At 64.9% G+C, this 23,595-nt stretch carries 21 protein-coding genes; 16 read left to right on the plus strand and 5 right to left on the minus strand.

Annotated elements, in window-relative coordinates:
* Window positions 1-53 precede the first annotated feature (53 nt).
* Complete coding sequence (locus ACT54B_RS19305) at window positions 54-1,100, minus strand: ABC transporter permease (protein WP_476047300.1); 1,047 nt, start codon at window positions 1,098-1,100, stop codon at window positions 54-56.
* Entirely contained in the window at window positions 1,097-2,623 is a 1,527-nt protein-coding gene (locus ACT54B_RS19310; protein WP_476047302.1) for a sugar ABC transporter ATP-binding protein, read from the minus strand. The genes ACT54B_RS19305 and ACT54B_RS19310 overlap by 4 nt, the downstream gene beginning before the upstream one ends.
* 145 nt (window positions 2,624-2,768) lie before the next feature.
* Between ACT54B_RS19310 and mtnK the strand changes: the two genes are divergently transcribed.
* From mtnK to ACT54B_RS19370, 12 genes are all read left to right on the plus strand, one after another.
* Complete coding sequence (gene mtnK, locus ACT54B_RS19315; RefSeq protein WP_476047304.1) at window positions 2,769-4,037, plus strand: S-methyl-5-thioribose kinase; 1,269 nt, start codon at window positions 2,769-2,771, stop codon at window positions 4,035-4,037.
* Window positions 4,034-5,128 (plus strand): S-methyl-5-thioribose-1-phosphate isomerase, encoded by a 1,095-nt coding sequence (gene mtnA, locus ACT54B_RS19320; RefSeq protein WP_476047305.1) that lies wholly within the window; start codon window positions 4,034-4,036, stop codon window positions 5,126-5,128. The genes mtnK and mtnA overlap by 4 nt, the downstream gene beginning before the upstream one ends.
* 6 nt (window positions 5,129-5,134) lie before the next feature.
* Complete coding sequence (locus ACT54B_RS19325) at window positions 5,135-6,070, plus strand: transketolase (protein ID WP_476047306.1); 936 nt, start codon at window positions 5,135-5,137, stop codon at window positions 6,068-6,070.
* A gap of 2 nt (window positions 6,071-6,072) precedes the next feature.
* Window positions 6,073-7,074: a transketolase family protein gene (locus tag ACT54B_RS19330; protein ID WP_476047308.1), complete on the plus strand. Its 1,002-nt coding sequence runs from the start codon at window positions 6,073-6,075 to the stop codon at window positions 7,072-7,074.
* A complete protein-coding gene (locus tag ACT54B_RS19335; protein WP_476047309.1) occupies window positions 7,074-8,195 on the plus strand; it encodes a RuBisCO large subunit C-terminal-like domain-containing protein in 1,122 nt (373 codons plus the stop codon). The genes ACT54B_RS19330 and ACT54B_RS19335 overlap by 1 nt, the downstream gene beginning before the upstream one ends.
* Window positions 8,196-8,288: 93 nt before the next feature.
* Complete coding sequence (locus ACT54B_RS19340) at window positions 8,289-9,251, plus strand: glutathione S-transferase family protein (RefSeq protein WP_476047310.1); 963 nt, start codon at window positions 8,289-8,291, stop codon at window positions 9,249-9,251.
* 302 nt (window positions 9,252-9,553) lie between these two features.
* The gene (locus ACT54B_RS19345) at window positions 9,554-11,254 is read left to right on the plus strand and encodes an ABC transporter substrate-binding protein (RefSeq protein WP_476047311.1); all 1,701 of its coding nucleotides are present in this window, start codon (window positions 9,554-9,556) and stop codon (window positions 11,252-11,254) included.
* A 21-nt stretch (window positions 11,255-11,275) separates the two neighbouring features.
* Window positions 11,276-12,256, plus strand: a complete 981-nt coding sequence (locus ACT54B_RS19350; RefSeq protein ID WP_476047313.1) for an ABC transporter permease — start codon at window positions 11,276-11,278, stop codon at window positions 12,254-12,256.
* The gene (locus ACT54B_RS19355; protein WP_476047315.1) at window positions 12,256-13,155 is read left to right on the plus strand and encodes an ABC transporter permease; all 900 of its coding nucleotides are present in this window, start codon (window positions 12,256-12,258) and stop codon (window positions 13,153-13,155) included. Before ACT54B_RS19350 ends, ACT54B_RS19355 begins: the two co-directional genes overlap by 1 nt.
* Window positions 13,152-13,964: an ABC transporter ATP-binding protein gene (locus ACT54B_RS19360; RefSeq protein ID WP_476047316.1), complete on the plus strand. Its 813-nt coding sequence runs from the start codon at window positions 13,152-13,154 to the stop codon at window positions 13,962-13,964. Before ACT54B_RS19355 ends, ACT54B_RS19360 begins: the two co-directional genes overlap by 4 nt.
* Complete coding sequence (locus ACT54B_RS19365) at window positions 13,961-14,881, plus strand: ABC transporter ATP-binding protein (protein WP_476047318.1); 921 nt, start codon at window positions 13,961-13,963, stop codon at window positions 14,879-14,881. The genes ACT54B_RS19360 and ACT54B_RS19365 overlap by 4 nt, the downstream gene beginning before the upstream one ends.
* A gap of 18 nt (window positions 14,882-14,899) precedes the next feature.
* Complete coding sequence (locus tag ACT54B_RS19370) at window positions 14,900-15,370, plus strand: GNAT family N-acetyltransferase (protein ID WP_476047319.1); 471 nt, start codon at window positions 14,900-14,902, stop codon at window positions 15,368-15,370.
* Between the two features lie 78 nt (window positions 15,371-15,448).
* Here the strand turns inward: ACT54B_RS19370 and ACT54B_RS19375 are convergent, their stop codons facing one another.
* Both ACT54B_RS19375 and ACT54B_RS19380 read right to left on the minus strand, forming a co-directional pair.
* Window positions 15,449-16,846, minus strand: coding sequence for a TadE/TadG family type IV pilus assembly protein (locus ACT54B_RS19375; RefSeq protein ID WP_476047321.1), 1,398 nt, complete (start codon window positions 16,844-16,846; stop codon window positions 15,449-15,451).
* A gap of 183 nt (window positions 16,847-17,029) precedes the next feature.
* The gene (locus tag ACT54B_RS19380; RefSeq protein WP_476047322.1) at window positions 17,030-17,725 is read right to left on the minus strand and encodes a GntR family transcriptional regulator; all 696 of its coding nucleotides are present in this window, start codon (window positions 17,723-17,725) and stop codon (window positions 17,030-17,032) included.
* A gap of 125 nt (window positions 17,726-17,850) precedes the next feature.
* Here ACT54B_RS19380 and ACT54B_RS19385 point away from each other — a divergent pair, with 125 nt between their 5' ends.
* The 4 genes from ACT54B_RS19385 to ACT54B_RS19400 are packed head-to-tail and all read left to right on the plus strand — an operon-like array spanning window position 17,851 to window position 22,821.
* Window positions 17,851-18,621, plus strand: a complete 771-nt coding sequence (locus tag ACT54B_RS19385; protein WP_476047324.1) for a LamB/YcsF family protein — start codon at window positions 17,851-17,853, stop codon at window positions 18,619-18,621.
* Window positions 18,621-20,237, plus strand: a complete 1,617-nt coding sequence (gene pxpB, locus ACT54B_RS19390) for a 5-oxoprolinase subunit PxpB (RefSeq protein ID WP_476047325.1) — start codon at window positions 18,621-18,623, stop codon at window positions 20,235-20,237. The genes ACT54B_RS19385 and pxpB overlap by 1 nt, the downstream gene beginning before the upstream one ends.
* Window positions 20,234-21,946, plus strand: coding sequence for an acetyl/propionyl/methylcrotonyl-CoA carboxylase subunit alpha (locus ACT54B_RS19395; RefSeq protein ID WP_476047326.1), 1,713 nt, complete (start codon window positions 20,234-20,236; stop codon window positions 21,944-21,946). Before pxpB ends, ACT54B_RS19395 begins: the two co-directional genes overlap by 4 nt.
* A 14-nt stretch (window positions 21,947-21,960) precedes the next feature.
* Window positions 21,961-22,821 (plus strand): urea carboxylase-associated family protein, encoded by an 861-nt coding sequence (locus tag ACT54B_RS19400; RefSeq protein ID WP_476047328.1) that lies wholly within the window; start codon window positions 21,961-21,963, stop codon window positions 22,819-22,821.
* 222 nt (window positions 22,822-23,043) lie between these two features.
* On the opposite strand, the gene ACT54B_RS19405 is transcribed toward ACT54B_RS19400, so the two are convergent.
* A complete protein-coding gene (locus ACT54B_RS19405; RefSeq protein WP_476047330.1) occupies window positions 23,044-23,445 on the minus strand; it encodes a hypothetical protein in 402 nt (133 codons plus the stop codon).
* Window positions 23,446-23,595 lie beyond the last annotated feature (150 nt).

Genomic DNA, 23,595 nt, shown 5'->3' on the forward strand with positions numbered 1-23,595 from the left:
TTAAAGAATGAAGTCGTTTCAATCGGGTATCTGTCCGCCGGGCCTTGCGGCACTCAGCGCTTGGCCTTTCTCGAGAAGGCGAAGGTGAAGACCAGGGCGATGACAAGGACGGCGCCCTTGACGAAATCCTGGGTGTAGTAGGGCGCGTTCATCATGGTCAGCCCCTGCAGGAGGGTACCGACGAAGAGTGCGCCGATGGCGGTTCCATAGGCATTGGGCTTGGCAGCGCCCAGCACGGCAAAGCCGATGAGGGCAGCGGCGACGGAATCGAGCAGCAGGTTGTTGCCGGAGGCGATATCCCCACGGCCGAGGCGGGCGGCGAGCAGGATGCCGCCGATGGAAGCGAAGACGCCGGAGATCACATAGGCCGCGATCTTGTAGCTGTTCACAGGCGCACCGGCGAGCGCTGCGGCCCGTTCGTTCGAGCCGACCGCATACATCATCCGTCCGAACCGGGTATATTCGAGGAAGAACCAGATGAGGATTGCAAGCACGATCAGCACCACGACCGACACCGGCAGCAGGTTCGGCAGGATGAAATCGAAGCGGTGACGGCCGAGCGCCAGAAAGGCGGGGCTGAAGGCGCCCGATGCGGTCGAGCCGTCGGGCAGCGTCATGCCGGTCGCGATGGAGCGGCCTTCGGTCGGGATGCGCTGCAGGCCGACCAGCAGGAACATCATGCCCAGCGTCGCGAGCAGGTCCGGCACGCGCATGTAGACGATCAGCACGCCGTTGATCAGGCCGACGATGACGCCGATGGCGATGCAGACGAGCGCCGCCGTCAGCGCGTCGCCGCCGAGGATGACCATCACATAGGAGGACGCCATCATGGCGGTGGTCGCCACCGAGCCGATGGAGAGATCGAAGCCGCCGACCACGAGCGTTGCGGTGACGCCAAGCGCCAGAATGCCCGTGATCGAAACCGATTGCAGGATGAAGACCGCGCTCTGCGGCGACGCAAAGCCCGAGGTCGTCACCGAAAAGAACAGGATCATGCCGAGGAGCAGCACCAGAAAGCCGTAGCGGATCAGGAGATCCCGCAGACCGGTGGCCCGTGCCCCGGCCGGCGCGGCGGCTGTCTTGTCGATGTCAGTGCTCATGATGCGTCTCGTGTCCCCATGGTCTCGGCGGACCGGCCGGCGATTTCGGCCAGCAGGCGGTCCATGTCGATGCGGTCGTTGCGGTGCTCGCCTGTGATCGTGTGTTCCGACATGACGAGAATGCGGTCGGCGACCTCGAAGGCCTCGTCCAGTTCCGTCAGGAAAACGATGGTGGCCCGGCCGGATGCCGACTGGCGAAGCTTGGTGCCGATGTCGCGCCGTGCGGCGATATCGACGCCCTGAAAGGGCTCGTCGAGGATCAGCAGGCGGGAGGGCTGCGAGAGCCAGCGCCCGACCATGACCTTCTGCTGGTTGCCGCCCGACAGCGTCGACATCTCGTCCCGCTCGCCCCGGCAGACGATGCCGAGATCGGCGATCTGCTGGCGGGCCACACCCCGTTCGGTACGGCGGTTGAGCACCGAGGCGCTGGAATAGCGCGGCAGGAAGGGCAGGCTCAGATTTTCATAGAGGTTGAAATCGGATACGATGCCGCTCGTCGCCCGGTCCTTGGCAACCAGAAAGACGCCGTCGGCAATCGCCTGACGCGGCGAGGCGGGCGCATAGGCCCGGCCATCGAGCTGCATGGTGCCGGCAAGAGGCTGGCGGGCGCCGAAAAGCGTTTCGGCGAGCGCGGTCTTGCCGACGCCGACAAGGCCGGTGACGGCGACGATCTCGCCATCGCCGAGCGAAAGCGAGAAGGGCTTCGAACCGGGCGCGAGCCTCAGCCCATCCGCCTTGAAGATCACGGCGCTGGAATCGGTGACGACGACGGTATTATGCGTCACCTGCTGGCCGAGCATGGCATTGACGGCGCCCTGGTAATCGAGCTCCGGCCCTTCGAAACGGCCGGTGATGCGGCCATCCCGGAGCGAGACGATGCTGTCTGCCAGCCGGCGGATATCCGACATGCGATGGGAAATATAGAGGATCGCGACGCCCCGCGCCTTCAGCCGCTCGATCAGCGCAAAGAGCCGCTCGGCCTCCGCACTCGACAGGGACGAGGTGGGTTCGTCGAGGATCAGCACCTTCGGTTCATGCGCCATGGCGCGGGCAATCGCCACCATCTGCCGGTCGGCGAGCGTCAGATCGGCAACGGCGGCGGAGAGGTCGATGTCGAGACCCATGCGGGAGGCGACATCCGCCGCCTCGCGGCGCACCCGGCGCGGATTAAAGAAGAGACGCGCACCTCGGCCGGAGAGGCGGTCGAGGGTAAGGTTGGTGGCGACATCCAGATCGGCCACCACGCCGTCATTGATGTTCTGGTGCACGGTGACGACACCGGCGCGGATCGCATCGGCGGGCGTTGCCGGGTCGAAGGGAGCGCCGGAGAGCGTGATCGCACCCGCATCGCGCGGATAGACACCGGAAAGGATGCGCACGAGGGTCGATTTTCCCGCCCCGTTCGCGCCCATCAGCACGGTGACCGCCCCTGCACGCAAATCGAGATCGACGCCCCTGAGAACCGGCACGGCCCCAAAGGATTTGCGTACGCCCTCAATGCGAAACACCGCTTGCTCGCCCATGTCTTCCTCCCGATGACAGGCAGGTTAGGACAGCATTCCGTCAAATGTCAATGGCCTTGACATTTGACAGCACACGGATTTAGCTCAGGAAAAATGACCCGCACCGGGGCCGGTGGAGGCTGGCCCCACGCATGAGGAGGAGTTCATGGACAGCGAGACGTTCCAGCCCCTGACGCCCGAGACATTGCCGGCACGGCTGGGTGGAAACGAGGTGCTGAAGGCGAAGATCGGCCCGGATTGGGACCGCTGGTCGGTCCGCGAGGTGGGCGACGGCAATCTCAATCTCGTCTTCATCGTGGAAGGCACGGCGGGCGCTGCGGTGGTGAAGCAGGCGCTTCCCTATGTGCGGCTGGTCGGCGAAAGCTGGCCGCTGCCGCTGAAGCGCTCCTTCTTCGAATATCATGCGCTGACGCGACAGGCCGCGCGCGATCCCGGCATGGTGCCGGAAATCTACCATTTCGACGGCACCCAGGCGATCATCGTCATGGAGTTCCTGACCCCGCACGTGATCCTGCGCCGGGCGCTGATCGAGGGACGGCAGCTACCGAAGATCGGTCGCGATCTCGGCCTCTTCCTGGCCCGCACGCTCTTCCGCGGCTCGGATCTCTCCCTGGAGGCGCGGGCCCGCAAGCAGGATCTCGCCCTCTTTGCCGACAATGTCGAACTCTGCGACATCACCGAAAACCTCGTCTTTTCCGATCCCTATTTCGAGGCGGACCTGAACCGGCACACGCCGGAGCTTGACGACATCGTCGCGGAGCTTCGCGCCGACCGGGACATGAAGGTGGCGGCGCAGGGGATGAAGCACAAGTTCGCGGCCCATGCCGAAACCCTGCTCCATGGCGACCTGCATACGGGCTCTGTCATGGTCACGGCGGACAACACCCGCGTCATCGATCCAGAATTTGCCTTCTACGGCCCGATGGCATTCGATGTCGGCATGCTGCTCGCCAATTTCTGGATGAGCTATTTCTCCCAGTCCGGCCACGAGACGGCCACGGGCGAACGCGCGGCGATGCGCGACTATCTGCTCGACGTGATCGACGAGATCTGGGGAACGTTCCGGGCGGAATTTTCCCATCTCTGGCGCACCGAGCGCAGGGGCATCCTCTATCAGGCAAGCCTTTTCGAGAAGCGGGGCGATCCGCTCGCCTCCGAACAGGCCCTCAATGGCGTGATCGCCGATATCTGGACCGACATGCTCGGCTTTGCCGGCGTCGAGATGCATCGCCGCATCCTCGGCCTTGCCCATAATGCCGATTTCGAGACCATCGAAGATACGACCCGTCGCGCCGCCTGCGAACGCAAGGCGCTGAAGCTCGGCCGTCACCTCGCCGTCAACCGCCGCAGCATCCACAGCCTCGCCGAGATCCGGGCGACTGCCGAACTCTTGGAAAAGGAGGCCCTGTCTTGAAGGTCGGAAACCGCCATTACCGCACCATCTGGGTCAACGAGGACGGTGCCTCCGTCGACATCATCGACCAGCGCTGGCTGCCCCATGAATTCCGCGTGGTCACGCTGAAGACCGTGGATGACGTCGCCGTCGCGATCCGCGACATGTGGGTGCGCGGCGCGCCGCTGATCGGCGTCACCGCCGCCTATGGCGTGGCGATTGCCATGCGCGCCGACCCCTCGGATGACCATCTGGACAGGGTCTGGGACGAGCTCAACGAGACCCGCCCCACCGCGATCAACCTGCGCTGGGCGCTGAATGCCATGCGCGACTATCTGCGCCCCATCGCTCCGGACAAGCGCGCCGAGGCCGCCTATCTGCGCGCCGCCGCCATTGCCGACGAGGATGTGGATCTCAACCGCTCCATCGGCCGCTATGGGCTCGACGTGATCCGGGCCATCGCCGCGCGCAAGAAGCCCGGCGAGCCGGTCAACATCCTCACCCATTGCAATGCCGGCTGGCTGGCGACCGTCGATTACGGCACCGCCACCGCGCCGATCTATCTGGCGACGGAAGAGGGCATCCCGGTTCATGTCTATGTGGACGAGACGCGGCCGCGCAACCAGGGCGCCCAGCTGACCGCCTGGGAGATGAACGGCCATGGCGTACCGCACACGCTGGTCGTCGACAATGCCGGCGGGCATCTGATGCAGCATGGCGACGTGGACATGGTGATCGTCGGCACGGACCGCACGACGGCGCGCGGCGATGTCTGCAACAAGATCGGCACCTATCTGAAGGCGCTCGCCGCCCGCGACAATGGCGTACCTTTCTACGTGGCGCTCCCCTCCCCCACCATCGACTGGACGGTCCATGACGGGGTGAAGGAAATCCCCATCGAGGAGCGCAACAGCGACGAGGTGAGCTATGTGCAGGGCCGTCTGGCCGATGGCTCGATCACTACGGTGCGCATCTCGCCCGATGGCAGCCCCGCCGCCAACCCCGCCTTCGACGTGACCCCGGCACGGCTCATCACCGGCCTCATCACCGAGCGCGGCATTGCAACCCCTTCCGAGGAAGGCCTGAAGGCGCTCTTTCCGGAGCGGAGCTGAGACCCCATGACCCTCACCAATGAAAAGACCACCGAGGAGATCGCGCTCGGCATCCGCCGGCGCGTCTTCTTCCACACGATGAAGCACAATGGCGGCTATCTGAGCCAGGCCTGCTCGGCGGCGGAAAGCCTCGCGCTTCTCTATAACGAGCTGCTGACGCTCGGCGCGCCGACGCTGCCGAAAGTGCCCCTGCCCTTCCGGGGCGTGCCCTCGGCGCAGAACCCGGATGCCTTCACGGGGGCCGGCTATCACGGCCCCTTCGCGCCGGACTATGACCGCTTTTTCATCTCGCCCGCCCATTATGCCCTCGTCATCTATTCCGCCCTCATTGAGACCGGCCGGATGGACGAGCATGCGCTCGACCATTTCAACAAGGATGGCGGCTCGGTGGAGATGATCGGGGCCGAACACAGCCCCGGCATGGAGGTGACGACTGGCTCGCTGGCGCAGGGCCTCTCCATGGCGGCGGGCGTCGCCTGGGCGCGCAAGCGCAAGGCCGAGCCCGGCAAGGTCTGGGTCTATATGTCCGACGGCGAATTCCAGGAGGGCCAGACCTGGGAATGCCTCGCGGCAATTGCCTATCACGGCATCGACAATCTCCGCGTCATCGTCGACGTGAACCGCCAGCAATGCGACGGCGCCATGTCTTCCGTGCTCGATCTCGGCGATCTCGCCGGCAGAGTTGCCTCCTTCGGCGTCACCTGCCGGTCGGTCGACGGGCATGATCTCGACGCGCTGCGGCAGGCAGCAGCAAGCGCGGAACCCGGCAAGCCGCTGGTCATCCTCGCCAATACCTCGCCCTATCAGGGCATGGATTTCCTCAAGAAGCGGTTCCCCCGCCTTCATTATGTGCGCTTCAAAAGCACGGAAGAGCGGCTCGAGATGCAGGCGGCGCTGGCCGCCGAACTCGGCATTGATCCCGCACAGATCGAAGGGGCCTGATCATGGTCGAAATCGTTCACCGTCCCTATGCGAAAGCCTTCGAAGCCTTTGCGAGTGCCCGTCCCGAGGTGCTCTGCCTTTCGGCGGACCTCACCTCCTCCTGCGAGGTCGACGGCTTCCGCGACCGGCATCCGGAGCAGTTCCTGTCGCTGGGCATGGCCGAGCAGAACATGCTGTCCTTTGCCGGCGGTCTTGCCATGCAGGGCTACCGGCCCTTCATCCACACCTTCTCGGTGTTCCTCTATCGCCGGCCCTATGACCAGTTGATCAATTCGATTGCCTATTCCAACCGCAAGGTGCGCCTCATGGGCTTCCTGCCGGGGATCACCACACCCGGCGGCATCACCCATCAGGCCATCGAGGATATCGCGGTGCTGCGCGCCGTGCCGAACATGACCATCCTCGAAACCGGTGACGCGACCGAGGTGGAGACCGTGCTGGAGGTCGCAGACCAGATCGACGGCCCGGTCTATGTCCGCATCCTGCGCGGCGAAGTGCCCCGGCTCTTCTCGACGCCCTTCGCCTTCAACAAACTGCGCACGCTGTCCGAAGGCGACGATATTCTCGTCGTCTCCTCCGGGGTCTGCACGGAAGAGGCGCTACGCGCCGTCCAGCCGCTGAAGGCGCGCGGCATCGGCATCCACCACCTCCACGCCTCGACCCTGAAACCCTTCGACTGCGAGAGTCTTCTGAAAGCGGCGCGGGGCAAGAAGGGCGTGGTGACGCTCGAAAACCACACCATCGTCGGCGGTCTCGGTTCGCTGGTGGCGGAAATCCTTGCCGAGGAAGGCCTCGGCATCCGGCTGAAACGCCTCGGCCTCAACGACACCTTCGCGCATGGCGCGTCGAAGCCCTATCTGATGAAGAAATACGGCCTCGATGCGGGCGCGCTCGTTTCCGCCATTGGCGGCCTGCTCGGCAAGCCGCTCGACATTGCGGAAGAGGAACTGGCGGCCGTGCGCCTCGATCAGGTCCATTCCGCGCAGAAGGCGGAGGCGCTCTGATGGCAGAGCGCTTCACCGTCACCTATCTGGTGATTGCCGCCGACGAGACCGAGGCGCGGCAGCGGGCGCTCGACATCGCGCTCGAACAGACCGTGGAAATTCCGCGCAATGTTGTGCCGCAGGGCTATGTGGAGGACGAAATCCTCGGTCGCCTCGAAGCGCTTCGCGCCGATCCCGAGGGACGGCCGGGCTTTCTCGCCACGATCTCCTACTCGGACGACGATGTGGGCGGGGATTTTCTCCAGCTTCTGAACATCATCTTCGGCAACAGCTCGATCAAGCCGGGAATCAAAGTGGAGGATATCGGCCTGTCGCCGGGCATCCTGGCGCTGTGCCCCGGGCCGCGCCATGGCATCGAGGGCCTGCGCGCCCGGGCCGGCATCGGCGCCGTGCCGCTCCTGATGTCGGCGATCAAGCCGGTGGGCTTGTCGACCACAGCGCTTGCCCGCCTCGCCCATGATTTCGCGCTTGGCGGCATGCATTACGTCAAGGACGATCACGGGCTGGTCGACCAGAAGACCGCCCCCTTTGCCCAGCGGCTAAGGGCCTGCGTAGAGGCGGTCGGCGAGGCCAACGGCAAGACCGGCGGGCGCACTCTCTTCGTGCCCAACATCACCGGCCCTGCCGGTGCCATCCTCGAACGGGCGAAAATGGCGGAGGAAGCGGGCGCGGGCGCCGTGATGCTCGCGCCGGCCATGACCGGCTATGACATCGTGCGGCAGCTCGCCGCCGATCCCGCCTTTACGCTCCCGATCATCTGCCACCCGGCCTTTTCGGGCGCGAATGTGGTGTCGCCCACCTCCGGCTTCTCGCACCGCGCCTATTTCGGCACGCTGCACCGGCTGATGGGCGCGGATGCGGCGATCTATCCCAATTACGGCGGCCGCTTCGGCTTCACGCGGGAGGAATGCCGCTCCATCGCCCGGGCTTGCGCGGAACCGCTCGGCGGGCTGAAGCCCATCGTTCCCGCACCGGGCGGCGGCGTGAATTTCGACCGCATTCCCGACATGCGCGAGGCCTATGGCCCCGATGTCATGTATCTCGTCGGCGGCGCGCTTCTGCAGGAACCCGATCTTCCGGGGGCCTGCCGACGGCTGGCCGAAGCGGTGGCCGGCGGCTGATCGCGACGCTTTGCCCCTTGCCGCTGCCGGCTTCGCTTATATAAGGGAAAGGAACCGGCCCTTTCTGCCGGAAGCGACGGCGGAGGCGGGACAATGCTGGTGGAAGGCAAGTGGGTCGAAGACTGGCAACCGGTCCAGGCGACCGACAAGAAGGGCGGCTTCGTCCGCCAGGTCTCCGGCTTCCGCCACTGGGTGACGCCCGACGGCAGCGCCGGCCCCACGGGCGAAGGCGGCTTCAGGGCCGAGGCCGGGCGCTACCATCTCTATGTGGCGCTGATCTGCCCCTGGGCTTCGCGCACCCTCATCGGCCGCGCGCTGAAGAAACTCGAGCCTGTCATTTCCATATCGGTGGTCGAGCCGAAGCTTTCCGAACAGGGCTGGCGCTTCGGCGATTATCCGGGCGCGGACCGGGACAGCCTCAACGGCGCCACCTACATGCACGAGATCTATACCCGGGCCGATCCGCACTATACGGGTCGCGCAACGGTGCCGGTTCTCTGGGATCGGGAGCGGCAGACCATCGTCAACAATGAATCCGCCGATATCCTGCGCATGCTGAATTCCGGCTTCGGCGCGCTGGCGGACGACAGCGTCGATCTCTACCCGCAAGACCTGCGCAGCGACATCGATCCGCTCAGCGAAAGGATCTATCCCCGCCTGAACAACGGCGTCTACCGGGCCGGCTTCGCCACCACCCAGATCGCCTATGAGGAGGCCTTTGCGGAGGTCTTCGCCATGCTGGACGAGCTGGAGCAACGGCTGACGGAGACAGGGCCCTTCCTCTTCGGCGACCGTCTGACGGAAACGGACATCCGGCTTTTCGTGACGCTGGTGCGCTTCGATGCGGCCTATCACGGCCTGTTCAAATGCAATCTCCGCCGCCTTGCGGACTATCCCCGCCTCAGCCGTTTTGCCGAGGCGATGATCGCCGTTCCCGGCATCCGTGAGACGGTCAGCATCGACCATATCAAGCAGGGCTATTATTCGATCAAGGCGCTGAACCCGACCGGCATCGTGCCCGTCGGCCCGCTTCTTCCCCAATTCGCCCCCGCCTGAACGGCCCGCCCCCTCGTTCTCCAGCAGGTCCGGACGGGAAGCGCGAGCACATATTTCCGGGACATGCGCCGGATGACGCCCCGCTGCGCGCACCGCAGGACCGGATATCGCCTCCTATCGAGCGGGCACCGCGCGGCGCCATTCGCCTCGGCAGCCGCACCCTCTTCCTTTTCGCGAACAACAGTTTTTTGTCGCAAACAGACAAAAATCCGTCTCCCCGGATTGACCGGAAAGAATTTTCGGTATTGGATTAAATCAAATTGATTGACTTTATCGCGATCAATCCGGGAGGAGGAACAAAAATGAAAGCGAATTCCGTAACTTATCTCCATATTTCGCGTCGTGGATTGCTGCTGGGTGCAACAGCAATCGCGCTGGCGACATCGGTAAGCGGCCTTGCCGGCCGGGCCCAGGCGGCTGAATCGGTGCTGACCATGCATATCGAGGAGCAGACGAGCTGGGTGCAGAATTTCAACCCGTTCGACCTGGGCGGACGCCGGCAGAGCACCATGGATTTCATCTATGAGCCGCTGGTGATCTTCAATCCCGACGATGGCGGCAAGCCGGTCTATCGTCTGGCCACCGCCTTCAAGTTTTCGGACGACCTGAAGTCCATCACCTACACGCTGCGCCCGGACGTGAAATGGTCGGACGGCCAGCCCTTCACCTCGGCCGACGTCAAGTTCACCATGGACCTGATGCTGAAGAACCCGGCCGTGGATACGGCAGGTCTCGCCGACATGGTGGCCTCGGTGGAAGCCCCCTCGCCGACGGAAGTGGTGATTGCGCTGAAGGACGTGAATTCCGAGTTCCCGGAGGCCCTTTCGGATCTGGCCGTGGTGCCGGAACATATCTGGAAGGACGTTTCCGATCCGCTCGCCTTCAAGAACGACAAGCCCGTGGGCACCGGCCCCATGACCGAAATCCGGCGGTTCACGCCGCAGGTCTACGAACAGTGCCGCAACCCCAATTACTGGGATGCCGCCAACCTGCATGTGGATTGCCTGCGCCTGCCGCAGATTTCCGGCAACGACCAGATGCTGGCCCAGCTGCCGGAAGGCAATCTGGACTGGATCGGCTCCTTCATTCCCGAAATCGACAAGACGTTCGTGGCGCTCGATCCCGAGCATAACGGCTACTGGCAGCCGCCGGCGGAAACCGTTGCCTTCCAGATGAACCTGAAGAGCCAGAACCCGGTGCTGGCGGCGGCCTTCAACGATCTGCAGTTCCGCCGCGCCTTCAGCCTGGCCATGGACCGCACCGCCATGGTGAAGGTGGCCGGTTTCGGCTATCCGGTGGAGAACCTGCATGCCAGCGGCCTGCCGCCACGCTTCGAGGCCTGGCGCAACACGGATGCGGAAGGCGACCGCGACCAGTGGATGGTCTATGACGTCGAGAAGGCCAATGCCCTGCTGGACGAGGCGGGCTACAAGAAGGGCGGCGACGGCCTGCGCACCACGCCGAAGGGCGAACCGATCGCCTTCACCATCATCATCCCGAATGGCTGGACGGACTGGATCGACGATGCACAGATCGCCGCCGAAGGGCTGCGCGCGATCGGCCTGAATGTTTCGGTCAACACGCCGGAATACGAACAGTGGCAGAAGATGCTGCTGGATGGCAGCTTCGAGGTGGCGCTGAACTCGCGCGCCGATGGGTCCACGCCCTTCCGCGGCTACTACCAGTCCATGTCGACCGCCTTTGCCGGCAAGATCACCAGCGCGGCGTCCCGCTACACCAATCCCAAGCTCGACGAACTCTTCAATGCCTATCGCAAGGCGACATCGGAAGAGGAGCGCAAGAAGCTCTTCGGCGAGATCCAGGTCATCGTTGCCGACGACATGCCCATGGTGCCCGTCTTCAACGGTCCCACCTGGTACCAGTATTCCTCGAAGCGCTTCACCGGCTGGGTCACCGACAAGGAACCGGTGATGAACCCGGAAAACCACGACAACAACCGCATGCGCCTCATGCACCTTCTCCGCCTGAAGCCCGCCGCCTGAGCGGGGAAGGACCTCGATCCGATGCGCCTGTCTTCCAAACGCCTCGGCGTCTACGGCATCGCCTTCGCCTTTGCGATCGTGATGAATTTCACGCTGCCCCGGCTGATGCCGGGGTCGCCCGTCGATGCCATGATTGCCCAGCTGGGGTCGCGCGCGACCCCGGCTGCCATTGAAGCCATCCGCGCCCGCTTCGGCGCGGTGGAACAGCCCGTTCTCTGGCAGTTCGTCGATTATCTGAAGGGGCTCGCCACGCTCGATCTCGGCCAGTCGGTCAAATATTATCCGGCCACCGTCACCGAGGTGCTCGGGCGCTCCGCGCTCTGGACCCTGTTCCTCGTCACGACCGCCATTCTCTTCTCCCTCGCCGTCGGCGTGGTGCTGGGCGCCGTGGCGGCCTGGCGGCGCGGCGGCCGCTTCGACACGATCGTCTCGCCGCTGTCAGTGGTGATGATCGCGGTGCCGCCCGTCATCATCGCGCTCACGGCGCTCTTCCTGTTCGGCGTCACGCTGCGCTGGTTTCCGGTCGGCTATGCCTATGATCCGAACCTCGATCCCGGCCTCGATCCGCATTTCATCGGCAGCGTGTTCTACCATGCGATCCTGCCGGTGCTGACGCTGTCGCCCTATCTGATCGGCGAGTTCCAGACGACCATGCGGTCCTCGATGATTTCGGTGCTCGGGGAGGATTACGTCACCATGGGCCGGGCGAAGGGGCTGAAGCCTGCCGCCGTGCTCTTCGGCTACGGCGCGCGCAACGCGCTGCTGCCGGTGCTGACCAATCTGGCGCTGATGCTCGGCGCGGTCTTCGGCGGCTCGATCGTCACGGAAATCGTCTTCAACTATCCGGGCCTCGGCCTGACGCTCTACACCGCCAGCGTCGCCCGCGACTATCCTGTCATCCAGGGGCAGCTTCTCCTGATGACGCTCGCCACGCTCGGCGCCAACCTGATCGTCGACATTCTCTATGCCTATGTCGATCCGCGGCTGAGGGAGCGCGGCTGATGTCCCTGATCAAGCTTTTCCTGCACCAGAAAAAGGCCCTGACCGGCCTCGTCATCATCGTCGCGCTCTGCCTCATGGCGCTTCTCGCGCCCATTCTCGCGCCGGGCTCTCCCTCGGCCCGCGTCGGCCGCTCGCATCAGCCTCCCACCGTTGAACATGTCATGGGCACCACGAAGATGGGTCGTGATGTCTATACCCAGTTCGTCTGGGGCGCGCGCAATTCGCTGTCCGTCGGCTTTGCCACGGGTGTTGCGATCACTGTGCTCGGCACGGTCATCGGCCTCGTGGCGGGCTATGCGGGCGGCCGCACCGATGCGGCGCTGGATCTCGTGACCAATGCGGTGCTTGTCATCCCCAACCTGCCGCTGCTGATCCTGCTCGCCTCCTTTTCCGGCACGGTCGGACCGGGCATCATCATGGTCATCATCGCCCTCACCTCCTGGCCCTGGGGCGCCCGCATGACCCGGTCGCAGACGCTGACGCTGAAGGAGCGGGATTTCATCACCGCCGCGCGGATGGTAGGCGAGCCGGCCTGGCGCATCCTCTTCGTCGAGCTCGTGCCGAACCTCATGCCGCTGATCGGCATCAACCTCGTCGGCAGCATCATCTATGCCATCGTCGCACAGACGACGCTCGAATATCTGGGCTTCGGCGATCCGTTGCAGGTCAGCTGGGGCACCATGCTCTACAATGCGCAGAATTCCTCCGCCATCATCCTCGGCGCCTGGTGGGATATCGGCGCACCCGCCGCCGGCATTGCGCTGACCGGCCTTGGCCTTGCCCTCATCAACTTCACATTCGACGAGGTGGCAAACCCGCAATTGAGGTCCGGCCCCGCGCTGGGCCGCTGGCTTCGCCTCACCCGCCGGCGCAACCGCATGCTGGAGACCCGCGCATGACCGATACGCTGATCGATATCCGCAATCTCGAGGTCGATTACCTGCTCGACCGCGGCGCGTTCCACGCCGTGAAATCCGTGAGCTTTTCCATCGCAAAGGGCGAGATCTTCGGCCTCGCCGGCGAAAGCGGCTGCGGCAAGAGCACGATTGCCTATGCCATTACCCGGCTCGCCAAGCCGCCGGCCTGGGTGTCGGGCGGGGAAATCCTCTTCGAGGGCGAGGACCTGCTGAAAATGCCGGAAAGCCGGCTTCTCGACATCCGCTGGAAGCGCATCGGCATGGTGTTCCAGAGCGCGATGAACTCCCTCAACCCGCTGATGCGGGTGGAGGACCAGTTCCACGACGTGCTGAAACGGCATGACGGGTTCACCCGCGAGCAATCCCGCGAGCGCGCGGAAGACATGTTCCGCCTCGTCGGCATCGCGCCGCACCGCATCCATGATTATCCGCACCAGTTTTCCGGCGGCATGCGCCAGCGCATCGTCATCGCCATCTGCCTGGCGCTGAAGCCCGACCTGATCATCATGGACGAGCCGACCACCGCGCTCGACGTGGTGGTGCAGCGGGAAATCATGGAACAGGTGCTGGATCTGCAGGCGCTCTACGGCTTTTCCGTGCTGTTCATCACCCATGACCTGCATCTGATGTCCCAGACCTGCCATCGCATCGGCGTCATGCTGAAGGGCGAGCTGGTGGAAGTGGGCGATGTCCGGCAGGTCAGCCGCCATCCCCGTCACGATTATACGCGCAAGCTGTGGAACGCGATCCCGCATCTGCCGGCCTCCGCCCGGCAAGGATGGTTCGCATGAACGCCCGTCCCCTCACCCTCGACGAACCGGCCGAAGCCCTGATCGAACTGCGCAACGTCGAGCGCCGCTTCGGGGCGGTGGAGGCGCTGCGCGGCATTTCCATCACGCTCCGGCCCGGGCGGGCGCTCGCGCTCGTCGGCGAAAGCGGCTGCGGCAAGACCACCTGTGCCCGCATCATCGCCCGCATGGATCATCCGAGCGAAGGCGCCTTGCTCTACCGGGGCGCCGACTGCACCCGCAAGGGCACCGCCGACGAGGAAAAGGCCTATCGCCGCGCCGTGCAGATGGTGTTCCAGGACCCGTTTTCCTCGCTCAATCCGGTCTTCTCGATCGATCATCACCTCACCCGGCCGCTCCTTCTCAACGGTCATGCCGCCAGCAGGCGGCAATCGGCCGAGGCCGTCGAGGCGCTGCTTGCCGATGTGGGGCTCGATCCAGCCCTGACCCGCGGGAAGTTTCCGCACGAGCTTTCCGGCGGGCAACGCCAGCGGGTCAACATCGCCCGGGCGCTGGCCGTGCAGCCCGCGGTGCTGGTCGCGGACGAGCCCACCTCCATGCTCGACGTCTCGATCCGCCTCGGCATTCTCGAACTGCTGGCCCGGATCAAGAAGGAGCGGCAGCTCGCACTTCTCTACATCACCCACGACATCGCCACCGCCGCCCATGTGGCGGAGGAAATCGTGGTGATGTTTGCCGGACAGATGGTGGAATGGGGGGATACGACCGCCGTGACCACCGACCCGCGCCATCCCTACACGCGACTGCTGCTTTCGGCCGTGCCGGACGGCGAGCGCCCTATCCTGAGGGGCGACAGCAACCGCTTCCTGAAGATTGCGGAGGAAGTGCGGACCCTTTCCCGCCCGCGCTCCGACCGGGTGGAAGAAATCGGCCCCAACCATTGTGTCCGGATGCCCTGAGACCAAGGAGACTGTCCCGTGGACTATATCGTCAACCTCACCCCGCTGTCCGAGGATGCGGCCGTTGCGGAAAAAATGCGGCAGGCGGGAATTTCGATCCGCCGTCCGCTGGCGCCCGAGGCACGGCTCGTCACCGAGTGGATTGCCACCCGCTTCGGAAACGGATGGGCCAGCGAAATGGCGGTTTCGCTGGCGCGCCAGCCCGTGGCCGCCTTCATCGCCACCCGCAACGGGGAACTGATCGGCTTTGCCTGCCATGAATCCATCGCCCGCGGTTTCTTCGGCCCGACAGGCGTGGCGGAAGAGGCCCGCGGGCTCGGCATCGGCCATGCGCTGCTTCTCGCAAGCCTGCTCGATCTCAAGGCCATGGGCTATGCCTATGCCGTCATCGGCGATGTCGGCCCCTCCGCCTTCTACGAAAAAACGGTGGGCGCCATCCCCATTCCGGGGTCCGAAAACGGCATCTATCGCGGCCTGCTGAAGGTCTAGGATGGTTCCCGGACATGCCTGGCCTCGGTTATGCATCAGGCCCGCTGGTTGCTGGGCAGCCGGGCGACGTTCCCGCCCTCATTGGGTCAGCCGCAGCGCGCTATTGTCCATGGCCCGCTCGACCAGAGTGAGAAGACCCTTCTCGATCTCGTCAGGCGCCGATGCGGAAAGGTAGAGTTCCGGATTGGTGGCGCAGGCGGCAAGCGCGCTGGGCAGATAATCGATGCCCGTAATGTTGGGCGGCGAGGGCAGCGCCGCACCCCAGTACTCGCTGTAATTCGAATAGCTGAGCGGCAGGCCGAGGCTGTTGTCGAAGAAGATATCGCCCCGGGCCGGCACATAGCGGGTATAGACCACCGCCAACCGGGCGCCCTGATTCTTCACCGGATCGCACCAGGCGGGATTGAGCGGGGAAATCCACTGCAGACCGCCGAAAAGCCAGGATTGCGACGACTGCACGCCATCGGTGAGGAAGAGAACGGCCTTTTTCGGGCTGGAGGACGAACGGCCATCCCCGGACGGGCCGATGCTGCTGGCCAGCGTCTTCAGCGCCCGGAAATCGCTGGTATCGTAGCTGCTTGCCGAAGACAGTTCCGGGTTCGTCGCGAGCGCGGCCCGGATCATCGCCGTATCGGCGGTCGGGCCGATCACCTTGCGGATCGAATCCGCCGGAGAATAGCCGTCATTCGCCATGCCATGGGCGTCGTAATAGAGACTGTAGGCATCCGCATTCGCACCGAAGGTGTAAATGTTCAGCTTGATCAGCCTGTGCCTGGGATCGACCCGGTCGATGGCATCCAGAAGGACGTTCAGCGCCTGGAACTCCACATCCAACCGCAGCCGGATTTTCTGGGCGCGGGCGAATTGGTAGAGCGTGTCATAGGTTGCGCCCCGATAGGTCACGGTGAAATCGGGGCTGTGGCAGGCAAATGCGCAGTTTGTCGATCCCTCCGTTCCATTCTGGACGATGACGGCCTCCGACATTCTCTGCTGGTCCGCCTCCGAGGCCGCGAGCAGCATGGAGGATGTCTTGTCGATGACGACGCTGAGTTCGTAATGCTCGTCGCTGGTGGAAACGATCGAATGGGCAGCAAAAGACACCCGGTCGACGCCCAGCAGCTGGACGAAAAAAGGTTCGACCGAGGCGCTGGCGTCAATCGAAAGGCCATTGGAATCGATCGCCGCGAAATCCACCTTGTCCAGCTGGTAGGCATCCGACTCGGCATCGCGCGCCTGCAGGCTGGTGGTGGCCACTCCGATCGCCGCGGAAATGTTTCCATCGTCCATCTCGGAAGCGGCCATCATCGCCGTCGCATCCACGTCATATTGCAGCATCTCCTTGCCGGTGACCATCTGGGACACATCGATGGCGAGGCCCACCACCCCGATCAGCGGCACCAACATCAGCAGGGTGGTTATGGCGAAATTGCCCCCCGTATCTGCCAGCAGTCTTCTGAGATGTGATATAAACATCATTCAATACACCAAATATACGGATCTTATTCTTATATTTTCATATTTGAATCTTCTTTCTTATTGGTGTGCGAACGGGCCGCCGTCAGCCCGGGAACCGCGTCGCGCGCGCTTATTTTAGATATTAGCGTTACCAGATTTTTTAAGGTTGCCCGGAAGGGCCGGCTTTAAGGCCCGTTGCCCGTTCTAGGCACCGCCGCCCGAAGGGGGCGTCGGCCGGATCTTTTCCCGCTGCAGGGCGGCCAGCACGGCCCTTTCGGATTTCAGCAGATAGGCGTCCATCTCCTCGAGCGCCCGCGCCCGGTCCCCGCTCTTCAGCGCCGCGACGAGCGACGCATTCATGGCGATGTAGGGGGCATGAAGATGGGCGCCGTCGGCAAGCTGGCCGAAGACAAGGCGCAGTTCCGCCAGCAGGAGATCGAAGCTCTGGCTGAGACGGGGGCTATCGGCCAGCGCCACCATGGCGCGGTGAAATTCCATGTTGAGGGTTGCGACGCGCTGCCAGTCATCCGCCTTTCCCGCCGCCTCCGATTGACGGGCCATTGCCTCCATCGCCGCCATGGCGGGATGGGTGGGATCGGCAACCCGGATCGCCCCCTTCTGGATGACGGCCCGGACGCGGTAGATATCCACCACATCGGAGGCATCGGGCGCGGCAACCGATACGCCGCGATTGGGCACATAGAGAAGCAGCCCCTGACTGGTGAGCAGCCGGAAGACCTCGCGCAGGCTGTTGCGCGAAATCGCAAAACGCGCCGCCATCTCGTTTTCTTGAAGCCGTTGACCGGGCTGCAGCTCGCCGGCGGTCAGCATCGCCCGCATTTCTGCGGCGACCCGGGACACCAGGGATATGTCTTCCTCGCCCGCCTGCGCTCTTGCCATGCCTTCACCCCGTCCCTTGCGCGCCGATCCATAGCAGCAAAATAGACTGCGCGTCAGCAAATGGAATATTGTTCAACAATCCATATCATGTTATCCAACAATAAATCCGGTGAAGGAGGGATGCCATGTCCGTGATCGATCTCAACAGCGACCTTGGCGAGAGCTTCGGCCCCTGGCCGATGGGCGACGATGCCGCCATGCTCTCGCTCGTCACCAGCGCCAACATTGCCTGCGGCTTTCATGCGGGCGATCCGGCAGGCATCCTGAACACGCTCAGGCTTGCGGCGGAGCGTGGCGTTTCCATCGGGGCGCATGTGGGTTATCGCGATCTCGTCGGCTTCGGCCGCCGCAACATGGACCCATCGAGCGCCGAGCTCATCGCCGATACGATCTACCAGATCGGCGCGCTGCAGGGGCTCGCGCATGCCGCCGGCACCCGCGTTTCCTACGTCAAGCCGCATGGCGCCCTCTACAACACCATTGCCTCCGATGCGCGGCAGGCCGCCGACGTGATCGCGGGCATCAAGGCCATCGATCCCGGCCTGGTGCTGATGGCCCTTTCCGGCGCGCCCATCGTCGAACAGGCGCGGGCAGCCGGGCTTACCGTCGTCTGCGAAGCCTTTGCGGACCGCGCCTACAATGCCGATGGCAGTCTGGTGAACCGGCGGCTTCCGGGCGCGGTGATCCACGATCCCGAGGCCGTGGCGGCCCGCATGCTGCGGCTCGTCCGCGAGGGCGTCATCGAGACCATCGACGGACAGGATATCCGCCTCGAGGCGCAATCGATCTGCATTCACGGCGATACGCCGGCGGCGGTCGCCATTGCCCGGCATCTGCGCCAGCAGCTTGCCGCAGAGGGCGTGACGCTTCTTCCCTTTTCCGGACGGCAGGGCTGATGGCGCGGCTTCGCCTCCTGCCCGCCGGCAGCGGGCTTCTGATGGTCGAGCTGGACGACCTGACGGCCACGCTCGCCCTCATGGATCGGCTGATCGAAACGCCGCTTGCCGGCGTGACCGAACTGGTGCCCGCCGCCCGTACGGTCATGATCGCCTATGATCCCTTTCTCACCGACCGGAAGACGATTGCCAGCGCGCTTGCCCTGCTGGACCTCAGCCGGGCCAAGCCGCGCGAGGGCCGGGAGATCGAAATTCCCGTCACCTATGACGGCGAGGATCTGGAGGATGTCGCCGCCCATCTGGGCTGGAGCGTGGACACCCTGATCCGCCGCCATACGGACGCCTCCTATACGGTCGCCTTCACCGGCTTTGCCCCGGGTTTTGCCTATATGGTCTCCGACGATCCCGCCTTCGACGTGCCGCGCCGTGCCTCGCCGCGCACCCGCATCCCGGCGGGATCGGTGGCGATTGCCGGACGCTTCGGCGGCATCTACCCGTCCGACAGCCCGGGCGGCTGGCAGCTTCTCGGCCTCACGCCGCTGAAGCTCTGGGATACGCATCGCGAGCCGCCGGCGCTGCTGCAGCCGGGAGACCGGGTGCGCTTCCGCGACACGGCACGGGACGGCTTCGTCTCCGTTCCCGAGAGCCTGCCGCCCGAAACCGCCTCCGAGCCGTCGGGCTATCCGGCCTTCAAGGTTCTCCGGGCCGACAGGCCGGCGCTCTTTCAGGACGATGGCCGGCCCGGACGGGCGGGCCAGGGCATTTCCGCCTCCGGCGCGCTGGACCGCGCCGCCCTGTATCGGGCGAACCGCGCGGTCGGCAACCCCGCCGATGCGCCGGCGCTCGAAATCACCTTCGGCGGCTTTGCGCTCCGGGCGGAAGCCCCGCTGGCGCTTGCCCTCACCGGCGCCCCTGCCCCTCTCACCCTCACCACCGAAACGGGCAGGGCCCTGCCCGCACCGCATGGCCAGGCCTTTGCGCTCGATGCGGGCGACCGGCTCACGCTTTCCGCCCCGCCGTCGGGCATGCGCAGCTATCTGGCGCTGCGCGGCGGCTATGCCGTCGAGCCGGTGATCGGCTCCGCCGCGACCGACACGCTGGCGCGCATCGGCCCCGCCCCGGTTGCGGCTGGCGACCTCCTGCGCGCCGCCCACCGTCTGGTACGCGCCGTCGATCCTGCCCCGCTTGCGGAACCCGCGCTTCCGAAGGCCGGCGACGTGGTGACGCTCGACGTTCTGGCCGGGCCGCGCACCGACTGGTTCACGGAAGCGGGCCTTGCGACGCTGACGGGCCAGGACTGGCGCGTCACGCCGCAATCGAGCCGCGTCGGCATGCGCCTTGCCGGCGAGCGGACGATCGAGCGCGCCCATGACCGCGAATTGCCCTCGGAAGGCACGGCGCTCGGCGCGATCCAGGTGCCCCATAATGGCGAGCCGGTGCTGTTCCTCGCCGATCATCCGCTGACGGGCGGCTATCCGGTCATCGGATCGGTCGCCGCGCACCATCTCGATCTCGCCGGCCAGATCCCCATCGGCGCGCTGATCCGCTTCCGCATGATCGCGCCCTTCGACCCCGCATTCATCGAAACCACCCCTTCCGGAGACACAGAGGCATGAAAAAGCTGCTGATCGCCAATCGCGGCGAAATCGCCATCCGCATCGCCCGTGCTTGCCGCGACAGGGGCGTTCTCTCGGTCGCGATCTATTCGGATGCGGATGCGGATGCCCTGCATGTGACCATGGCCGACGAGGCCTATGGGCTGGGGGCCGGCAGCGCGGCGGAGACCTATCTCTCCATCCCTGCCATCCTCGACATCGCCCGCCGTTCCGGGGCCGATGCGGTGCATCCGGGCTATGGCTTTCTCTCGGAACGGCCGGACTTTGCCCGCGCCGTGCTGGAGGTAGGCCTCGTCTGGGTCGGGCCGAAGCCCGAGGTGATCGCTGCCCTCGGCGACAAGGTGATGGCGCGGCGGATTGCCGAAAGGGTCGGCGCACCGCTGGTCAAGGGTTCTCAAGGGCCGCTCGCCTCACCGGAAGAGGCGGTCGCCTTTGCCCGCGAGGTCGGCCTTCCCATCGCCATCAAGGCCGCCTTTGGCGGTGGCGGGCGCGGCATGAAGGTGGCGCGGGAGATCGGCGAGGTGGCGGAGCTGTTCCAGTCCGCCGTGCGCGAGGCGGAACAGGCCTTCGGCCGGGGCGATTGCTATGCGGAACAATTTCTCGACAAGCCCCGCCATATCGAGGCGCAGGTTCTGGCCGACAGCCACGGCACCATCGTGGTGCTCGGAACCCGCGACTGCTCGCTGCAACGCCGGAACCAGAAGCTCGTCGAGGAGGCCCCCGCCCCCTTCATCACCGCGGAGCAGCGCGCCCGCATCCATGAGGCCGCCCGCCGCATCTGCGCCGAGGCCGGCTATGAGGGCGCAGGCACGGTGGAATTCCTGCTCTCCGGCGATGGCGTGATCTCCTTCCTGGAGGTGAATACGCGGCTTCAGGTGGAGCACCCGGTCACCGAGGAAACCACCGGCATCGATATCGTCATCGAGCAGCTCAACATTGCCGACGGCCTGCCGCTTTCCATCCGGGAAACGCCTGTTCCCCGCGGCCATTCGATCGAATTCCGCATCAATGCGGAGGATCCCGGCCGCGGCTTCCTGCCGACACCGGGGCGGATTACGCGCTTCGATGCGCCCTCCGGCCCCGGCATCCGCCTCGACAGCGGCGTGGTGGCCGGCAAGACCGTGCCCGGGCTCTACGATTCCATGATGGCGAAGCTGATCGTCACCGGCCCGGACCGGCAGACGGCGCTTGCGCGGGCCCGCCGGGCGCTTGCCGAATTCGAGATCGAGGGCGTGGCAAGCGTGCTACCCTTCCACCGCGCGGTTGCCGCCGATCCCGCCTTTACCGCCGAGGACGGCTTCCGGGTGCATACCAACTGGATCGAGACCGAATTTTCCGGACTTCCCCCCGCGCCCCGGGTGGAGGAGCCCGAGGGCGGCGTCATCCGCACCTTCATCGAAATCGACGGGAAGCGCCATGCGCTGGCATTGCCCGCCGGCCTTCTGGCCACCGCCGCACCGGCTGCGTCCTACTCCGGAAAGGTCGCGTCGGCGACACCCGGCAATGCGGTTCTGGCCCCCGTGCCCGGCACGCTGCAGACCTGGCTTGTCGAGGCTGGGGCGACGGTGTCCGAAGGGGAAGCCGTCGCGGTGGTGGAAGCGATGAAGATGGAAACCCGCGTGCTTGCGCCGAGACGCGGCACGCTTCGCCCCGCCGTTGCCGCCGGCAGCGCCGTCGCGCTCGACGAAACCCTTGCCCTGATCGACTGAACGAGGACGCCCCCATGAAACCCGACCCCATCACCGAAAGCCCCGCCGATGCGGCGGCCCGCCGCGCCGTCAAGCCGGTGATCTGCTATCCCGTCGATACGTTGCCCCGGCCGGATCTTTCCGCCTATCGGGCGCTGCGCGACGATCTGGAACTCATCGACCGGGTGGTGATCCCGCCCCGCGATGCGGCGACCTGGATGGTGCCGCAGGGCCATTTCTGCCGGCTGGTCTGCCCCGAAGGGCCGCAGGTGGGCGATCTCAACCTTTTCAACGCGAAGGACCCGACGGAGCGCTTCTACTCCGGCAAGACCCGGGCGCTGAACGGCACCCATGTGGGGCTCGGCGACCAGCTGTTCTCGAACTTCCCGCATATGCGGCCGATTGCCACCATCACCCATGACACACTCGACTGGTATGGTTTCGACGGATTCGGCGGTTCCGTGCATGACGTGATCGGCACGCGCTGCGACCCCTACACCCATAATCTCTTGAGCCATGGCGGGCAGTATCACCACTGCTGCCATTCGAACCTCACCCGCGCCTTCGCCGCCCGCACCGGCAAGCCGCTGGCGGAGGCCGAGACCTATATTCACGACGTGCTCAATCTCTTCATGTGCACCGGCTTCACGCGCGATACCGGCCAGTATTTCATGAAAGCCTCGCCGGTGCGGGCCGGCGACTATCTGGAATTCTTCGCCGAAATCGATCTCATGGGCTGCATGTCCGCCTGCCCGGGCGGCGATTGCTCCTCTGAACATTCCTCCGATGCCGCCCGCTGCTATCCGCTGGTGGCCGAGGTCTATCGCGCCAAATCCCTCCCCGCCGGCTGGACCCCGCCGCCGCTCAACGGCTACGACCGCAGCCACGGGGCGTGAAGGAAGACGGGAGGATGGAGGACCGAATGACCGGAGTGCCCTCAGACAGGTCATTATGGTTCGCCACCTCCCGGGCCTCCATAGATTCATGGAGGCCTTCATCGGCAAATTGTCGCCATGATGTTGAACCCATGGTTCAGCGGCAAGACAGGATGAATTGCTGACGGGAGATATCCGCCGCAGACGATGCAGAGGCGGGCAGTTTTGGGAGAGGCCTTGGCCTCAACCCTCTTCCCATAAAAGCGAGGAAATGCGCCATCCTTCGGCAACGAGGCAGAGCTGGATCACCTTTTTGCCGCCGCCTTCAAAGGGCAAGTTCTCGCGACGGCCATATTTCCGGTACTGCGAAAAACGGCTCGCCATCCCCCCGAAAACGGCAGTCTCGGCTCCGGTCTCCCATTCGTGAAAATCCACAAGCGTTCCATCGGAAAGCCAGGTGATCCGCGGCTTCAGGAAGGCCTCCAGCGACCAGGCCTGAACGCCATTCTGCGATCGGTAGAAGATACGGGCATCCGCCAGGAAGATTTGAGGAACCAAAGCGAGATCCGGATACCGCCCGTCACGATTATCGAAAAAGTTGTAGAAGCGCTCGGCGAGCTGGTCGATTTCATCGGAGGACGACATGGCAAAGCCCCTGTTTCGAACAGGATAACGGGCCGATCCCAAAGGAAAAGTCCAAGAATTCGCGAGGCTGCACGTCCCATGCCCTTGACCCGCCGCTCCCCTACGGGGCGCCCCTCTGTCCCAAGGCCGTCGAGACGATTTCGTACCGCC

Source organism: Gellertiella sp. DMC107 (assembly GCF_056313605.1).